Source organism: Sphingomonas sp. 22176, assembly GCF_052045505.1.
Classification (GTDB): Bacteria; Pseudomonadota; Alphaproteobacteria; order Sphingomonadales; family Sphingomonadaceae; genus Sphingomonas.
Genome location: NZ_JBQEPL010000004.1, coordinates 192,088 through 205,972, shown reverse-complemented (window position 1 = coordinate 205,972; position 13,885 = coordinate 192,088). Strand labels below are relative to the sequence as shown.

19 protein-coding genes are annotated in these 13,885 nt (G+C 67.0%); 9 read left to right on the top strand and 10 right to left on the bottom strand.

Going from position 1 to position 13,885, the window contains the following annotated elements:
• The first annotated feature begins 4 nt into the window (after positions 1–4).
• From fabG to ACTJKY_RS15520, 6 genes are all read left to right on the top strand, one after another.
• Positions 5–745 (top strand): 3-oxoacyl-[acyl-carrier-protein] reductase, encoded by a 741-nt coding sequence (gene fabG, locus ACTJKY_RS15545; RefSeq protein WP_440847027.1) that lies wholly within the window; start codon positions 5–7, stop codon positions 743–745.
• A 34-nt stretch (positions 746–779) separates the two neighbouring features.
• Positions 780–1,313, top strand: a complete 534-nt coding sequence (locus tag ACTJKY_RS15540) for a hypothetical protein (protein ID WP_440847026.1) — start codon at positions 780–782, stop codon at positions 1,311–1,313.
• A 100-nt stretch (positions 1,314–1,413) separates the two neighbouring features.
• Positions 1,414–1,662 carry an acyl carrier protein gene (locus ACTJKY_RS15535; protein ID WP_010543822.1) on the top strand — a complete coding sequence of 83 codons (249 nt, stop codon included), beginning with the start codon at positions 1,414–1,416 and terminating at the stop codon, positions 1,660–1,662.
• 135 nt (positions 1,663–1,797) lie between these two features.
• On the top strand, positions 1,798–3,057 hold the full coding sequence (gene fabF / locus ACTJKY_RS15530) for a beta-ketoacyl-ACP synthase II (RefSeq protein WP_440847025.1): 1,260 nt from the start codon (positions 1,798–1,800) through the stop codon (positions 3,055–3,057).
• Positions 3,058–3,060: 3 nt separating this feature from the next.
• Positions 3,061–4,077, top strand: coding sequence for an endolytic transglycosylase MltG (gene mltG / locus ACTJKY_RS15525; protein WP_440847024.1), 1,017 nt, complete (start codon positions 3,061–3,063; stop codon positions 4,075–4,077).
• Positions 4,078–4,155: 78 nt separating this feature from the next.
• The gene (locus tag ACTJKY_RS15520; protein WP_440847023.1) at positions 4,156–5,760 is read left to right on the top strand and encodes a S10 family peptidase; all 1,605 of its coding nucleotides are present in this window, start codon (positions 4,156–4,158) and stop codon (positions 5,758–5,760) included.
• A gap of 105 nt (positions 5,761–5,865) precedes the next feature.
• Here the strand turns inward: ACTJKY_RS15520 and ACTJKY_RS15515 are convergent, their stop codons facing one another.
• Entirely contained in the window at positions 5,866–6,027 is a 162-nt protein-coding gene (locus ACTJKY_RS15515) for a hypothetical protein (RefSeq protein ID WP_440847022.1), read from the bottom strand.
• Between the two features lie 170 nt (positions 6,028–6,197).
• Between ACTJKY_RS15515 and ACTJKY_RS15510 the strand changes: the two genes are divergently transcribed.
• The 3 genes from ACTJKY_RS15510 to ACTJKY_RS15500 all read left to right on the top strand — a co-directional run bounded on the left by ACTJKY_RS15510 (position 6,198) and on the right by ACTJKY_RS15500 (position 7,716).
• Complete coding sequence (locus ACTJKY_RS15510; RefSeq protein ID WP_440847021.1) at positions 6,198–6,344, top strand: hypothetical protein; 147 nt, start codon at positions 6,198–6,200, stop codon at positions 6,342–6,344.
• 82 nt (positions 6,345–6,426) lie between these two features.
• Entirely contained in the window at positions 6,427–6,897 is a 471-nt protein-coding gene (locus ACTJKY_RS15505) for a YaiI/YqxD family protein (RefSeq protein WP_440847020.1), read from the top strand.
• Between the two features lie 135 nt (positions 6,898–7,032).
• Positions 7,033–7,716 (top strand): PEPxxWA-CTERM sorting domain-containing protein, encoded by a 684-nt coding sequence (locus tag ACTJKY_RS15500; protein WP_440847019.1) that lies wholly within the window; start codon positions 7,033–7,035, stop codon positions 7,714–7,716.
• A 15-nt stretch (positions 7,717–7,731) separates the two neighbouring features.
• Here the strand turns inward: ACTJKY_RS15500 and ACTJKY_RS15495 are convergent, their stop codons facing one another.
• From ACTJKY_RS15495 to pgl, 9 genes are all read right to left on the bottom strand, one after another.
• The gene (locus tag ACTJKY_RS15495) at positions 7,732–7,911 is read right to left on the bottom strand and encodes a hypothetical protein (protein ID WP_440847018.1); all 180 of its coding nucleotides are present in this window, start codon (positions 7,909–7,911) and stop codon (positions 7,732–7,734) included.
• Between the two features lie 45 nt (positions 7,912–7,956).
• Positions 7,957–8,232 carry a hypothetical protein gene (locus tag ACTJKY_RS15490; protein ID WP_440847017.1) on the bottom strand — a complete coding sequence of 92 codons (276 nt, stop codon included), beginning with the start codon at positions 8,230–8,232 and terminating at the stop codon, positions 7,957–7,959.
• Positions 8,232–8,399: a hypothetical protein gene (locus ACTJKY_RS15485; protein WP_440847016.1), complete on the bottom strand. Its 168-nt coding sequence runs from the start codon at positions 8,397–8,399 to the stop codon at positions 8,232–8,234. The genes ACTJKY_RS15490 and ACTJKY_RS15485 overlap by 1 nt, the downstream gene beginning before the upstream one ends.
• Before the next feature lie 115 nt (positions 8,400–8,514).
• Positions 8,515–9,282: a type I methionyl aminopeptidase gene (map, locus tag ACTJKY_RS15480; RefSeq protein WP_440847015.1), complete on the bottom strand. Its 768-nt coding sequence runs from the start codon at positions 9,280–9,282 to the stop codon at positions 8,515–8,517.
• A 1-nt stretch (position 9,283) separates the two neighbouring features.
• On the bottom strand, positions 9,284–9,490 hold the full coding sequence (locus tag ACTJKY_RS15475; RefSeq protein WP_440847014.1) for a ParD-like family protein: 207 nt from the start codon (positions 9,488–9,490) through the stop codon (positions 9,284–9,286).
• 115 nt (positions 9,491–9,605) lie between these two features.
• Positions 9,606–10,190 carry a bifunctional 4-hydroxy-2-oxoglutarate aldolase/2-dehydro-3-deoxy-phosphogluconate aldolase gene (gene eda / locus ACTJKY_RS15470; protein WP_440847114.1) on the bottom strand — a complete coding sequence of 195 codons (585 nt, stop codon included), beginning with the start codon at positions 10,188–10,190 and terminating at the stop codon, positions 9,606–9,608.
• Between the two features lie 29 nt (positions 10,191–10,219).
• The gene (gene glk, locus ACTJKY_RS15465; RefSeq protein WP_440847013.1) at positions 10,220–11,188 is read right to left on the bottom strand and encodes a glucokinase; all 969 of its coding nucleotides are present in this window, start codon (positions 11,186–11,188) and stop codon (positions 10,220–10,222) included.
• A gap of 127 nt (positions 11,189–11,315) precedes the next feature.
• Positions 11,316–13,139, bottom strand: coding sequence for a phosphogluconate dehydratase (gene edd / locus ACTJKY_RS15460; RefSeq protein ID WP_440847012.1), 1,824 nt, complete (start codon positions 13,137–13,139; stop codon positions 11,316–11,318).
• Complete coding sequence (gene pgl, locus ACTJKY_RS15455) at positions 13,140–13,847, bottom strand: 6-phosphogluconolactonase (protein WP_440847011.1); 708 nt, start codon at positions 13,845–13,847, stop codon at positions 13,140–13,142.
• Positions 13,848–13,885 lie beyond the last annotated feature (38 nt).

The following is a 13,885-nucleotide window of genomic DNA, read 5'->3' as shown; positions in this document are numbered from 1 at the left end:
GGAAATGTTCGATCTTACGGGAATGACCGCCCTCGTCACGGGCGCTTCGGGCGGTATCGGTTCGGCGATCGCCAAGGCGCTCGCTGCACAAGGCGCGAAGCTTGCCGTGTCGGGCTCCAATGCCGAGAAGCTGGAAGCCTTTCGTGCCGGCCTGGGCGACGAGCATGTCGCTCTGACCTGCAATCTTTCGGACCGCGCCGCGGTCGATGCACTCGTGCCGCAGGCGGTGGAAGCGCTGGGCGGCAAGCTCGACATCCTCGTCAACAATGCCGGGGTCACCCGCGACAACCTCGCGATGCGGATGAAGGACGAGGAGTGGGAGCAGGTGATCCAGGTCAATCTGGAAGCCGCGTTTCGCCTGATGCGCGCCGCCGCCAAGCCGATGATGAAGGCCCGCTTCGGCCGCATGATCTCGATCACCTCGGTCGTCGGCGCCACTGGCAATCCGGGCCAAGCCAACTATGCCGCCTCCAAGGCCGGCCTGGTCGGCATGTCCAAGGCGCTGGCGCAGGAATTGGCGAGCCGCAACATCACCGTGAACTGCGTCGCGCCGGGCTTCATCCGGTCGGCGATGACGGACGTTCTGCCCGATGCGCAGAAAGAGGCGCTGCTCGGCCGTATTCCTGCCGGAAAGCTGGGCGAGGGCGAGGATATCGGCGCAGCGGTCGTCTATCTCGCCAGCAAGGAGGCGTCCTATGTCACGGGCCAGACCTTGCACGTGAACGGCGGCATGGCGATGCTTTGAACCGAACAGCCGGGGGGTGTGGAGTAGGATGAATATGCGTCTGGTTTTTGCCGCAGCACTTGTACTTGCCACCGCAGCCCCGGCGTGCGCCGCGCCGGCGGACCCTGCCTCGATCGTCTGCGTCGAACAAAAGCTCGATGCGGCGGTGAAGGCGCAATTGGCGTCGGACGTCGAGCACAACCTCGCCAATCCGGCGCAGCGACCGAGCTACGACCCGGCGGTCACCCGCGGCCTGAACGATGCCACCACCGCTTGTGCCAATGAGCGCGGTTGGAGCGGCTCCGCGGCTGCCGCATCGGGGGTCTATGCGCTCGCGGCCATCGGCCTGCCGGTGGCGAAGCAGGTCGTGCGTGCCAAGGGATTCGATCCCGCCGCACTGGAGCAGCAGTTCGCGGCGCTGCCCGAAGAAGAGCGTCGCAAGCCGCTGACTCCCAAGGCGACGCAGGATCTGATCCGCGCGGCGGTGACCGATGAAGCGCAGCAGACGCGGGCGAATGCGCAGCTGCTCGCGCAATATTTTGCGTTTCTTAACACGCTGGAATATGCTTCAGCCGACTTTTCCCGATAACGAGAGCGGGCCCTTGCGGCACCCTCTTGCAACCGCCCCGGCGGCATTCTAGGTGCGGGAAAACGGATTCAGAGCCCCATCACAAAGGAAAACAGGGACCATGGCCAACCAGGAAGAGATCACCACCCGCGTGCAGGCGCTCGTTGTCGACCATCTCGGCGTCGACGCCAAGGACGTGGTGCCGACCGCGAGCTTCACCGATGACCTCGGCGCGGACAGCCTCGACATCGTCGAGCTGGTGATGGCCTTCGAGGAAGAGTTCGGGGTCGAGATCCCGGACGACGCCGCGGAGAAGATCAGCACCGTCGGCGACGCCGTTGCCTACATCTCCGAGCATCAGCAGGGCTGACGCTCGAACCGCGCTCCCGGCCCGATGGGCAGGAATTGCGACTAGGCGGCTTCCCGTCCCGTGCCTTTGGCGATGCGGACGGGGAGCCGTTTTGTATTACGAACGAACCGAACAGAAATTGACTGGAGAACTGCCATGCGCCGCGTAGTCGTGACCGGCCTGGGCCTCGTCACCCCGCTGGGGGCCGATGTCGAAACCGCCTGGAAGAACATCCTCGCCAGCAAGTCCGGCGCGGGCACGATCACCAAGTTCGACGCGACGGATTTCCAGAGCAACTATGCCTGCGAAGTGAAGCCGGCGGATCATGAATATGGCTTCGACGCCGGCAAGCGCGTCGACCACAAGATCCAGCGCCAGGTCGATCCGTTCATCGTCTTCGGCATCGATGCCGCGGGCCAGGCGATCGAGGATGCCGGCCTGCTCAACATGCCGGAAGAGATGCGCTTCCGCGCCGGCTGCTCGATCGGCTCGGGCATTGGCGGCCTGCCGGGCATCGAGAGCGAATCGCTCGTCCTCGCCGAAAAGGGCCCGAAGCGCGTTTCGCCGCACTTCGTCCATGGCCGCCTGATCAACCTGATCTCGGGTCAGGTCTCGATCAAGTACGGCCTGATGGGTCCGAACCACGCGGTGGTCACCGCCTGCTCGACCGGCGCCCACTCGATCGGCGACGCCGCGCGGATGATCGCGATGGACGATGCCGACATCATGCTCGCCGGTGGTGCGGAAAGCACGATCTGCCCGATCGGCATCGCCGGCTTCGGCCAGGCGCGTGCGCTTTCCACCGGCTTCCGCGACGATCCCACCAAGGCCAGCCGCCCCTGGGACCAGGGGCGCGACGGCTTCGTCATGGGCGAAGGCGCGGGCGTGGTCGTGCTCGAGGAATATGAGCACGCCAAGGCGCGCGGCGCGAAGATCTACGCCGAAGTCGTCGGCTATGGCCTGTCGGGCGACGCCTATCACGTGACCGCGCCGCATCCGGAAGGCTCGGGCGCGTTCCGTTCGATGCAGATGGCGATGCGCAAGTCTGGCCTCGCGCTCGGCGACATCGATTACATCAACGCGCACGGCACCTCGACGCCGATGGGCGACGAGCTCGAACTCGGCGCGGTGCGTCGCCTGTTCGGGGATGACATCGGCGGCGCGTCGATGAGCTCGACCAAGTCGGCGATCGGCCACCTGCTGGGCGGCGCGGGCGCGGTGGAGAGCATCTTCTGCATCCTCGCGCTGCGCGACCAGATCGTGCCGCCGACGCTCAACCTCGACAATCCGAGCGACAATTGCGTGGGCATCGATCTGGTGCCGCACGTCGCCAAGGAGCGGAAGGTGAAGGCCGTGCTGAACAACTCGTTCGGCTTCGGCGGTACCAACGCCAGCCTGGTCATGAAGGCGCTCTGATCGATGGCGAAGGATGCGCGACCCCGATCCGGCAAGCGTGCGCCCGCACGCAGGAGCCGGGGTCCGCGCGTCCTTCTCGTCGCTGCGCTGCTGCTGGTCGCAGCCTTCGCCGGAGGGTGGTTCCTCTGGGCGGGGCCGGGGCCGGCAACGCAGGAACTGAGCGTCGTCGTGCCCGAAGGGGCAACGCTTTCGCGGGCGGCGCGCGAACTCGAGAAAGCCGGAGCGATCCATTCGCGCACGCTCTTCCTGACCTTCGCCAAGATGCTGGGCGGCGGCGGACCGATCCGCGCCGGCGAATATCGCATCGCACCGGGGACCAGCACGCGGCAGATCCTGGAGATGCTGCAGGACGGCAAGACCCTCCAGCGGCTGGTGACGGTGCCCGAGGGCATGCCGTCGATCCTCGTCGGTGAGGCGCTGGCCAAGGCGCCGGCACTCACCGGCACCGCCAAGACGCCCGAAGAGGGCTCGGTACTGCCCGACAGCTACGCCTATGTCCGCGGCGAACCCCGCGCGGCGGTGCTGGCGCGGATGCAGAAGGCGATGACCGCCTATCTCGCCAAGGCCTGGGCCGGGCGCGACAAGGGAGTGGTGGTAACCACCCCGCGCGAGGCGATCATCCTTGCCTCGATCGTCGAGAAGGAAACGGCCAAGCCGGCCGAGCGCACCACGGTTGCCGCAGTCTATGCCAATCGGCTGAAGGCCGGCATGCCGCTCCAGGCCGATCCCACGATCATCTACCCGATCACCAAGGGCAAGCCGCTCGGCCGCCGCATCCTCCAGTCGGAGCTGCACGCGAAGAACGGCTACAACACCTATGCGATGCGTGGCCTGCCCGAGGGGCCGATCGCCAATCCGGGCCGTGCCTCGATCGACGCGGTGCTCCACCCGGCGCAGTCCAAAGCGCTGTACTTCGTCGCCGACGGTACCGGCGGCCATGTCTTTGCCGAGACCTATGCGCAGCACCAGGCGAACGTGGCGAAGTGGTACGCCATCCGCCGTGCGCGCGGCGAAATGTAAGGAAAGCGTCGCGCGCTTGTCTCGACGGCGCGGCCATGTAACAAAGTCTCCCTGATCCAAAAAGATAGGGGGATTTGAATGCGTCGTGCTGCTTTTCTGTGCCTGTTGCTCGCCACCACCAGCCCGGCCTGGGCGCAGGAGAAGCCGGCGGCGAAGGGCCCGGACCATCGCGAGCAGATGAAGGCCGAGGCAGAGGCTGCCTGGGCCAAGCCGTCGGTGGATGAGACCACCGCGGTCAGCCACGGCGCGGTCACGGTCGGCGGCCAGCGGATCGCCTATACCGCCACCGCCGGCACGCTCACCATTCGCGACGACGACGGCAAGCCCACCGCCTCCTATTTCTACACCGCCTATGTGCGCGACGGTGCGGCGCGCGAGCAGCGGCCGGTGACCTTCTTCTACAATGGCGGGCCGGGATCGCCGACGATCTGGCTGCACATGGGCAGCTTCGCGCCGGTTCGGGTCACCACCGCCAACCCGGAATATATCCGCCCTGCGCCTTATGGCTTCGGCCCAAATCCGGATTCGCTGATCGACAAGAGCGACCTCGTCTTCATCGACGCGCTGGGCGCCGGCTGGTCGCGGCCGCTGGGGGAGAAGACCGGCAAGGATTTCTGGGGCGTCGATCAGGATGCCGACGGCTTCGCCCGCGCCATCCTGCGCTACACCAGCAAATTCGATCGCTGGCCGAGCCCGAAGTTCCTGTTCGGCGAAAGCTATGGCACGCTGCGCAACCCGGTGGTGGCGGCCAAGCTCGAGGATGCGGGGCTCAGCCTCAACGGCATCGTCCAGTTCTCGACGATCATGAACTATGGCGTCCGCCAGCCCGGCTACGACCAGAATTTCCTGACGCTGTTCCCGACCATGGCGGCGACTGCCTGGTACCATAACCGGCTGCAGAACCGCCCGGCCGACCTGCCGACCTTCCTTGGCGAGGTCCGCGCCTTCACCAGCGGGCCCTATGCCGCGGCGCTGGCCAAGGGATCGACCATCTCGGCCGAGGAGAAGGCGGCAGTGGCCAAGAAGATGGCCGACTATACCGGTATCAGCGAGGCCTTCATCCTGCGCGCCGACCTGCGCCTCACCCTGTCGCATTTCCAGACCGAGCTGCTCCGTGACCGTCGCCTCGCCGTGGGCCGTCTAGATTCGCGCTACCTGCTCAACATGACCGACGCCAATACCGACAGCCCCAGCGACGATCCCGCCTCGACCGCGGTCACCGGGGCCTTCGTCGCCACCTTCCAGGACTATGCGACGCGGGTGCTTGGCTACAAGACCGACATGCCCTACCGGATGACCGCGCGCGGGCCGGGGTTCGACTGGGACTGGAAGCATCGTGCGCCCGACGGCAGCGGCACCCATCTCGCACCCGACAGCGCCGTGGACCTGGCCTATACGATGCGGACCAATCCGTATCTCAAGGTGCTCTTCATCAACGGCTATTATGATTTCGCCACGCCGTTCTACGGGACGGAGTTCGACGTCAGCCACATGCTGCTCGACGCGCAGCTGCAGAAGAACATCCGCTTCACCTATTACGACGCCGGGCACATGGTCTACCTGAACCCGACGACCTTGCCGCAGATGCACCGTGATCTCGCCGCCTGGTACGACGAGGCGCTGCACACTGCCGGCTCCACCCAGCCGCCGGCGCGCCCCGGCGGCAAAGCTACCCAGAACTGATCGTCGGAGCGGGCGAGGGGCGGTCGGCATCGCCCGCTGCCATTAGGGCGCGCGGATGGTCGCCGCCCGGGCGGCGAAAGTTCCGAAAGTTCCGGGAAAGCGACATTAGCGCGCTCCCGGCCGCGGCGCGGGCGGGGCTGGTTCCAGCGCCGCCCGCGCTTCGCGTTCGTAGCGCTGCATCGATTCGCCATAACAGGCGGCGAACAGCAGCCGGCTGTCGAAGCGGCGGCGATGCCCGACGATCTTGCCGCGCCGCGTGATCGGCACCAGCCGCCCTCCCGGGCGATCTCCATCGCCAGATCGAGCGCCATCACCCGGCCCTGGTCGACCGCCGCATCCCAGGCGCGGGCGAAGCCGGCGGCGTCGGGGCGGGCGCGGAGCCGTCGCGCGCTCTGCGGCGTCATCCCCACCGCCCGCGCTGCCGCGGCGACGCCGCCATGGCCGGCAAGCTCGGTGATGAAGGCACGCTGGCGCTCGGCGCTCCAGCCATCGGCGCGGGGGCTGGTGGCGACGGGGGTGAACGCGAAGGGATCGTCGTCTTCGGCCTGCATGGGGCGAAGGATAGGCACGGATCGCCTGTGTAGGAAAGCGATTCGTTTCCGATTTGTTCTTTTTGCAAGCTGCATGGATTTCGCGTTTCGGCGGCGGCTGTGGCAGGGGAGGGGCATGACGCTCCAACCCCATATCCTCGTCGATGCCGATGCCTGCCCGGTGAAGGAAGAGATCTACAAGGTCGCGTGGCGGCTGGAAGTGCCGGTGACGATCGTGAGCAACGCGCACCTCCGCATTCCCCAGCATCCGCTGCTCACCCGCGTGGTGGTGAGCGACGGCTTCGATGCCGCGGACGACTGGATCGCCGAGCACACCGATGCCGGTTCGGTGGTGATCACCGCCGATATCCTGCTCGCCGATCGCTGCCTGAAGGCCGGCGCGGCGGCGGTGCTGGCGCCCAACGGCAAACCCTTCACGAGCAGCTCGATCGGCAGCGCGGTGGCGGTTCGTGCGATCATGGCCGATCTGCGCGCCGGTGGCGACCGCATCGGCGGGCCGCCGCCCTTCTCGAAGGAGGACCGCTCGCGCTTCCTCTCCGCGCTAGACGCGGCGCTGGTCCGAACGAAGCGCGCCGCCGCCGGATGATCTGCACTATTGGCGGCTAAGCCGTTGATCAATTGCGGGACAGTGGCGGAGCCGCTTGTCTTGACTCCACCGCGCTTTGGGATACTCCACCGTTAACTATCGATGCATGGGGATGCATTCAGGGGAGGTCTTGCGATGAAGAGTTGGGTTCTGTCGGGCGCAGCCTTGATGCTCGCTGCCGTTTGCGTCACGCCTGCCATGGCGGCGGACTTCTACCTCTTCAACAATTCTCCCAGCGGTACCGTCAAGCTCACGGTGAACGGGGCCGGCAGCATTAATGCCTTCCAGACCGGCTGGTTCGACAGCAACGGTACGCACTATAACGCGTGGACCAACTACTTCACCGGTAGCCTGACCAGCTCGGGCTCGACGACGGAGTATCGCTCCTTCTTCAGCTTCTTCCCGACCGGTCCAGGGACCAGTGCATCGCTGACCATCGGCAACGCGCTTGCCGGCGGCTATGGCAATGCGACGGCGCGGCCGCTCGAGCTGACGCTGTACGACGTCACCAGCTCGATTGTCGGGCTGCAGCAATATAATGGCGCCAAGGGGATCTTCGATGATCTTGGATCGGGCATCGTGCTGGGCAAGATGACCGTGAACGGCGCGGCTGCGGGCTATACGATCGACCTGAACCAAGCCGGCGTCGATGCGATCAACGCGGCCTATTACGGGGCCGGCCCCTTCACCGTCGGCGCGCGGCTGACCGCCAGCGCGGTGCCCGAGCCGGCGGCCTGGGCGCTGCTGCTCGGCGGCTTCGGGCTGATGGGTGGTGCGCTGCGCACGCGGCGGCGGCGAACGACGGTCCGCTACGCCTGAGCGGGCCGATCCTGCTCAGTGCAGCTTTGCGATCGACAGCCCGTCGAGCTTGGCGCGGTCCTTCACCGATTCCTCGCTGCGGGTCAGCGCCTTGGCGATGGCGCGCAGCGGCATGCCCTTCTTGGCGAGGGTGTGGAGCTTTTGCAGCTCGTCGGGGCGCCAGGGCTGGCGATGTCGTTCGAAGCGTTCGGCCATGGCGCGCTCTTAGTCGATCCTTGGGGTTTGGAACATGGGGCGGCGTCAGCCCAGCGCGCGCAACGCCGCTTCGACACGCACCGCGCCGGCCTCGCTTGCACTCGCAAGGTCGATCGGCCGCTCGCCCAGCGTTTCATCGACACTGTTGAGGAACGCCAGCGCAGCGTCCCGGTCCGGCAGGCACTGGAAGGCGAGCAGGGCGACGCGCGACTGGCGGGCGATCACCTCGGGCGCGAGCTTCGTCCGGGCAGAGCCACGGAAGCGGCGGCGATCGCCTTCATCGGAGGTTGCGCCGACGGCGAGCTGGGTGATCGCACCCATCAGGCGGCTTCCGCCATGTCTTGGGCGATCCGATAGGCGCGGATCCGCTCCGCATAGGCCGCGGCAAGCGCGCAGTGCGAGGCGCGCGATGCCACGCACGCAGCCGCCGAGGTGCTGCGCAGGGCGTTCTGGTATCGGGAAAGCAAATAGGCGAGGTCCATGGACATACTCGTGCGGCGCAAGCGAGAACATGATGGACCCAGTCGCCGGCGCTTACGGGCTGGAAGCCGGCGATACCGTTAAGATGGGGATTGCGCGGTCGTTTCGCAAGCGCGGCGGGCGCTAGGCGGGCGCGCGCTCGCCCTCGCGCAGCGTCAGCACCTCGACGCCGGTCGCGGTCACCGCGACGGTATGCTCGAACTGGGCCGATAGCTTGCGGTCGTTGGTCACCACCGTCCAGCCGTCGTCGAGCGTGGTCACCTTGCGGGTGCCCTGGTTGAGCATCGGCTCGATCGTGAAGGTCATGCCCTCGCGCAGCTTCATGCCGGTGCCGGGACGGCCGAAATGGAGGACAGAGGGCTCCTCGTGCATCTCGCGGCCGATGCCGTGGCCGCAATAGTCGCGCACGACGGAATAGCCGTGCTGCTTGGCGTGGCGCTCGATCGCGGCCCCGATGTCGCCCAGCGTCGCGCCGGGGCGGACCTGGGCGATGCCCTTCCACATCGCCTCCTGCGTCACCTTCACCAGACGGCGCGCGTGGGGTGAGACCTCGCCGACCATGTAGGTCTTGCTCGAATCGGCGATGAAGCCGTTCTTTTCCAGCGTGATGTCCAGGTTGATGATGTCGCCGTCCTGCACGATCGTCCCGTCATCGGGCACGCCGTGGCAGACGACATGGTTGATCGAGCAATTGAGCACGAAGCCATAGCCGTACTGCCCCTTGCTGGCGGGGCGGGCGGCGAGATCCTCGGTGATGTAGCGGTCGACCAGCGTGTCGATCTCCAGCGTCGACATGCCGGCAAGCGGCGTGCGATCGAGCATGGCGAATACCTGGGCGAGCAGCCGGCCAGCCTCACGCATCAGGTCGAGTTCCTGCGGGGTCTTGACCATCTCAGGCGGCCTCGAGCGCCGCGGCGCCGACCTGCGCCTCCGCCAGCTGGCGGCGCACGATCTCGTTGAAGGCCAGGGTGGGGTTCGCCTCGGCGAGCATGCCGATCTTCATCCAGTATTCGGCCTGGGCGTTGATCGAGCGGCACATGACCGCACTGGCGCGGCGGGCCTCCTCGTGGAGGTCGTCGGCGATTTTAACGATGCCCATGGGTGCTCCGCTATGGGTGGGGCTACGGAGCGTATATAGTTCGTATATTGGTGGAGGGCAAGGGTGCAGCTTGCCTTAGCCCCTCCTCCTTGGAGGAGGGGCTTAAGTGCTCAGTTTACCGCGGCAGCGCGGCGGCTTCGCGGGCCTTGGCTTCGACCTCTTCCAGCGACCCGCTGGTGATCCAGCTGCCGCCGACGCAGAGCACCGGATCGAACGCCAGCCATTCCGGCGCGCTCGCCAGGCTGACGCCGCCGGTCGGGCAGAACTTCGCCTGGTAGAAAGGTGCGGCGAGGGCCTTGAGCGCCTTGAGCCCGCCCGAGGTTTCGGCGGGGAAGAACTTGAAGTGGCTGAGGCCGAGATCCATGCCGCGCATGATGTCGCCGGCATTGGCGATACCCGGCAGGTACGGCACGCCGCTCTTCACGATCGCGCCGCCCAGGCGATCGGTGAGGCCGGGCGAGACGATGAACTCGGCATCCTCCTGCATTACCTGCTCGAACTGATCGGTATTCACCACCGTGCCCGCGCCGACGATCGCGCCGGGGACCTTCTTCATCTCGCGGATCGCTTCGAGCGCGGCGGGCGTGCGCATCGTCACTTCGAGCACGCGCAGGCCGCCCTTCACCAGTGCCTCGGCAAGCGGACGCGCCTTGGCGGCGTCGTCGATCACCAGCACCGGGATGACCGGCGCGGTACGCATGATGGCTTCGATCGAAGGACGAGTATCGCTCACTGTGCATGCTCCTGGGCGAAGGCGGCGGCAGCGCCGTACAGGCCCGGCTGGGGATGGGTGATCAGCTTGACGGGGATCGTCGCCATCAGGGAGCGGAAGCGCCCCTTGGCGACGAATCGCTCGCCGAACCCCGATTGCAGCAGATGGTCCTTCAGGCGCAAGCCCAGACCGCCCGCGATCACCACGGCCTTGGGACCATGCGCCAGCGCGAGGTCGCCGGCTACGGCGCCGAGGCTGAGGCAGAAACGGTCGAGTGCGGCCACCGCCAGGCTGTCCTTGCCGTCCAGCGCCAGCGTCCAGATCGCCTTGTCGTCGAGCCGGGCAACCGGCACGCCTTCGAGATCGGCCAACGTCTCGTAGATCGAGACGATCGCCGGGCCGGCGACGATGCGTTCCTTGGAGACGCGCTGATAGGTGCGGCGCAGGCGCTTCACCAGCGCATCCTCGATCGCGTCGAGCGGCGCGAAGTCGCTATGGCCGCCTTCGGTGGCGATGATGTCGTAGCCGCCGCGGTGACGGAACACCTGCGCGACGCCGAGCCCGGTGCCCGGGCCGCACACGGTGATCGAGCCCTTGTCGGGCAGCGGCGTCTCGGGCCCGCAGAGGTGGAGGAACGCTTCGTCCTCGAGCTGCGCCACGGCATGGCCGATCGCCTCGAAATCGTTGACGATCGTCCAGGTGTCGGCGCCCAGCCGATCGGGGATCAGCGGCGGGCGGATGATCCACGGATTGTTGGTGAGCTTGATCAGGTCGCCATTGATCGGCGAGGCAACCGCGATCGCGGCGGCCTTGGGCACTGGGCGGCCGAGCTTTTCGCCAAAGGCGCGCCAGGCGAGCTGCAGGCTGGGATGTTCGGCCACCTTCTGGGTGATCGGCTCGCTGAGCGAGACGACGCGGCCTTCCGCGACCTCCGCCACTGCGAAGCGCGCGTGGGTCCCCCCGATGTCGACGGCGACGACTTCCATCCGATTTTGATCCTCTCTCTGCCGCCCCTGTCAACGTTGCCAGTGGGCGGCCGTCCTTCTTCCCGTCCGCCGCGCGGATGTAAAGTCCGCGCGGTCGTACCGGATATGATTTACATGCGTTACAGTCTTACAGGCCCGCTTCGTGCAGCATCGCCGACGCGCCCTTTTCGGCTTCGTCGCAATAGTGGCGCATCATCGCGAACAATTCGCGACCGGTGCCGATCGCCGGCGGGGGCGCGGCCGCGTGCTCGCGCGCGTCCCACTCGTCGGCAGGCACCAGGGCTTCGAGCGTACCGTTCTCGGCGTCGAGGCGCAGCATGTCGCCATCGCGTACCTTGCCGATCGGGCCGCCGCCCAAGGCTTCCGGGGAGAGGTGGATCGCCGCCGGCACCTTGCCGCTGGCGCCCGACATGCGCCCGTCGGTGACCAGCGCCACCTTGAAGCCGCGGTTCTGGAGCACGCCGAGCTGCGGGGTTAGCTTGTGCAGCTCGGGCATGCCGTTGGCGCGCGGGCCCTGGAAGCGGACCACGACGATCACGTCGCGCTCCAGCTCGCCGGCCTTGAACGCTTCCAGCACGTCGAGCTGGTCCGAAAAGACGCGGGCAGGGGCCTCGATGATCCAGCGCTCGCGCTCGACCGCCGAGACCTTGATGCAGGCGCGGCCGATATTGCCCTTGAGGATGCGGAAGCCGCCCTCGGGCGAGAAGGCGGTTTCGACCGTGCGGACGATATTCTCGTCGTTGCTCTTCTCGCCATGCTCGGTCCAGACCAGCGCATCGCCGTCTATGTCGGGCTTGCGGCCATAGGCGGCCATGCCGTCCTTGGCGATGGTCAGTGCGTCTCCGTGCATCAGACCGCCGCGCAGCAACTCCTTGATGACGAAGGACGGCCCGCCGGCATCCTCGAACTGGTTCACATCGGCCGAGCCGTTCGGATAGACGCGGGTCATCAGCGGCACGACGCGCGAGAGGCGATCGAAATCCTCCCAGTCGATCGTGATGCCGGCCGCGCGCGCGAAGGCGGGGACGTGGATCAGGTGGTTGGTCGAGCCGCCGGTGGCGAGCAGCACGATCGCCGCGTTCACGATCGCCTTTTCGTCTACGACATGGCCGATCGGACGGTAATCGTCGCCGTTCCAGCCGATCTCGGTGAGGCGGTGGACGGCGTGGCGGGTCAGCTCCTGGCGCAGCTTGGTGCCCGGATTGGCGAAGGCCGAGCCCGGGACGTGGAGGCCCATCGCCTCCATCATCATCTGGTTCGAGTTCGCCGTGCCGTAGAAGGTGCAGGTGCCCTTGCCGTGATAGGCGGCGATCTCGGAATCGAGCAGTTCCTCGCGGGTCGCCTTGCCCTCGGCATAGCGCTCGCGGACCGCGGCCTTTTCCTTGTTGGCCAGGCCCGAGCGCATCGGGCCGCCGGGGATCAGCACCATCGGCAGGTGGCCGAAGCGCAGCGCGCCCATCAGCAGGCCCGGCACGATCTTGTCGCAAATGCCGAGCAGCGCCGCGCCCTCGAACACGCGGTGGCTGAGCGATACCGCCGTCGCCATCGCGATGGTGTCGCGGCTGAACAGCGACAGCTCCATGCCCTGATAGCCCTGGGTCACGCCGTCGCACATCGCGGGCACGCCGCCGGCGACCTGTGCAGTGGCGCCGGCCTCCAGCGCCCAGACCTTCATCTGTTCGGGATAGCGGTAATAGGGCGCATGGGCCGACAGCATGTCGTTGTACGACGTCACGATGCCGATGTTCATGCGGTTGCCGGCCTTCAGCGCATCGCGCTGTTCCTCGGTGCCGGCATAGGCATGCGCGAGGTTGGCGCAGCCCAGTTTGGGCCGGTCATTGCCCGATTCGCGCTCGCGGCGGATCAGCTCGAGATAGGCGGTGCGGCCCGCCTTGGACCGCTCGATCACCCGATCGGTGACGGCTGCGATTTCGGCGTGCAGATTGGCCATTTACAGGCTCCAGTGGATGTCGACAGGCAGTTCGGTTTCGGCGAGCACGCGGCCGATCGGCAGGGTCGAACCCGCGCCTTCGGAGATTGCGCGCTCCAGCACGTCCTTCTTTTCCTGGCCGGTGATCGCGATCATCAGCGCGCGCGCCGAGACGATCGCGGCGAGCGACAGGCTCACGCGAGGGACGGGCGCTTCCGGCGGCAGCGGATCGGGCATCACGCCCAGCGCGCGGCGCTCCTTGGGGCCGGTCAGTGCCTCGGCGAGATCGGGGCCGGGGAAGATCGAGGCGGTGTGGCCATCGGCGCCCATGCCGAGCAGGCAGAGGTCGAGCGGCCAGTGGAAGTCCTGCAGGCGCGCGTCCGCAGCGCGGCCCGCGGCCTTGTAGTCGTCGGCCTTTTCGCTGACGACCGGGATCACGCGGGCGCCGAGCGGCAAGAACACCTTGGCGAGGCCGGTGACGTTGGACATCGGATCGCCCATCGGCACGATGCGATCGTCGGTCGGGATGATCGTCACCCGCTTCCAGTCGAGCTTGGCCTTGCTCAGCTTGGCGTAGATCGGGCCGGGGGTGCGGCCGCCGGCGAGTGCGATGACTGCGGCGCCGCGCGCGTCGATCGCGCTTTCGATGATGAACTGGACGTCGCCGGCAAGGGCGTCGCCCATTTCGGCGGTGTCCTCATAGTCCCACCATTCGATTTCGGTCGTCATGTAAGCTCCTTCAATTTGGTGGGACCGCAGGGCAGCCG

Excerpts from the sequence above, each read along its gene's own strand:
- fabG (WP_440847027.1), top strand. The coding sequence starts at position 5 with ATGTTCGATCTTACGGGAATGACCGCCCTCGTCACGGGCGCTTCGGGC.
- ACTJKY_RS15540 (WP_440847026.1), top strand. The coding sequence starts at position 780 with ATGCGTCTGGTTTTTGCCGCAGCACTTGTACTTGCCACCGCAGCCCCG.
- ACTJKY_RS15535 (WP_010543822.1), top strand. The coding sequence starts at position 1,414 with ATGGCCAACCAGGAAGAGATCACCACCCGCGTGCAGGCGCTCGTTGTC.
- fabF (WP_440847025.1), top strand. The coding sequence starts at position 1,798 with ATGCGCCGCGTAGTCGTGACCGGCCTGGGCCTCGTCACCCCGCTGGGG.
- mltG (WP_440847024.1), top strand. The coding sequence starts at position 3,061 with ATGGCGAAGGATGCGCGACCCCGATCCGGCAAGCGTGCGCCCGCACGC.
- ACTJKY_RS15520 (WP_440847023.1), top strand. The coding sequence starts at position 4,156 with ATGCGTCGTGCTGCTTTTCTGTGCCTGTTGCTCGCCACCACCAGCCCG.
- ACTJKY_RS15510 (WP_440847021.1), top strand. The coding sequence starts at position 6,198 with ATGGCCGGCAAGCTCGGTGATGAAGGCACGCTGGCGCTCGGCGCTCCA.
- ACTJKY_RS15505 (WP_440847020.1), top strand. The coding sequence starts at position 6,427 with ATGACGCTCCAACCCCATATCCTCGTCGATGCCGATGCCTGCCCGGTG.
- ACTJKY_RS15500 (WP_440847019.1), top strand. The coding sequence starts at position 7,033 with ATGAAGAGTTGGGTTCTGTCGGGCGCAGCCTTGATGCTCGCTGCCGTT.
- ACTJKY_RS15495 (WP_440847018.1), bottom strand. The coding sequence starts at position 7,911 with ATGGCCGAACGCTTCGAACGACATCGCCAGCCCTGGCGCCCCGACGAG.
- ACTJKY_RS15490 (WP_440847017.1), bottom strand. The coding sequence starts at position 8,232 with ATGGGTGCGATCACCCAGCTCGCCGTCGGCGCAACCTCCGATGAAGGC.
- ACTJKY_RS15485 (WP_440847016.1), bottom strand. The coding sequence starts at position 8,399 with ATGTCCATGGACCTCGCCTATTTGCTTTCCCGATACCAGAACGCCCTG.
- map (WP_440847015.1), bottom strand. The coding sequence starts at position 9,282 with ATGGTCAAGACCCCGCAGGAACTCGACCTGATGCGTGAGGCTGGCCGG.
- ACTJKY_RS15475 (WP_440847014.1), bottom strand. The coding sequence starts at position 9,490 with ATGGGCATCGTTAAAATCGCCGACGACCTCCACGAGGAGGCCCGCCGC.
- eda (WP_440847114.1), bottom strand. The coding sequence starts at position 10,190 with ATGCGTACCGCGCCGGTCATCCCGGTGCTGGTGATCGACGACGCCGCC.
- glk (WP_440847013.1), bottom strand. The coding sequence starts at position 11,188 with ATGGAAGTCGTCGCCGTCGACATCGGGGGGACCCACGCGCGCTTCGCA.
- edd (WP_440847012.1), bottom strand. The coding sequence starts at position 13,139 with ATGGCCAATCTGCACGCCGAAATCGCAGCCGTCACCGATCGGGTGATC.
- pgl (WP_440847011.1), bottom strand. The coding sequence starts at position 13,847 with ATGACGACCGAAATCGAATGGTGGGACTATGAGGACACCGCCGAAATG.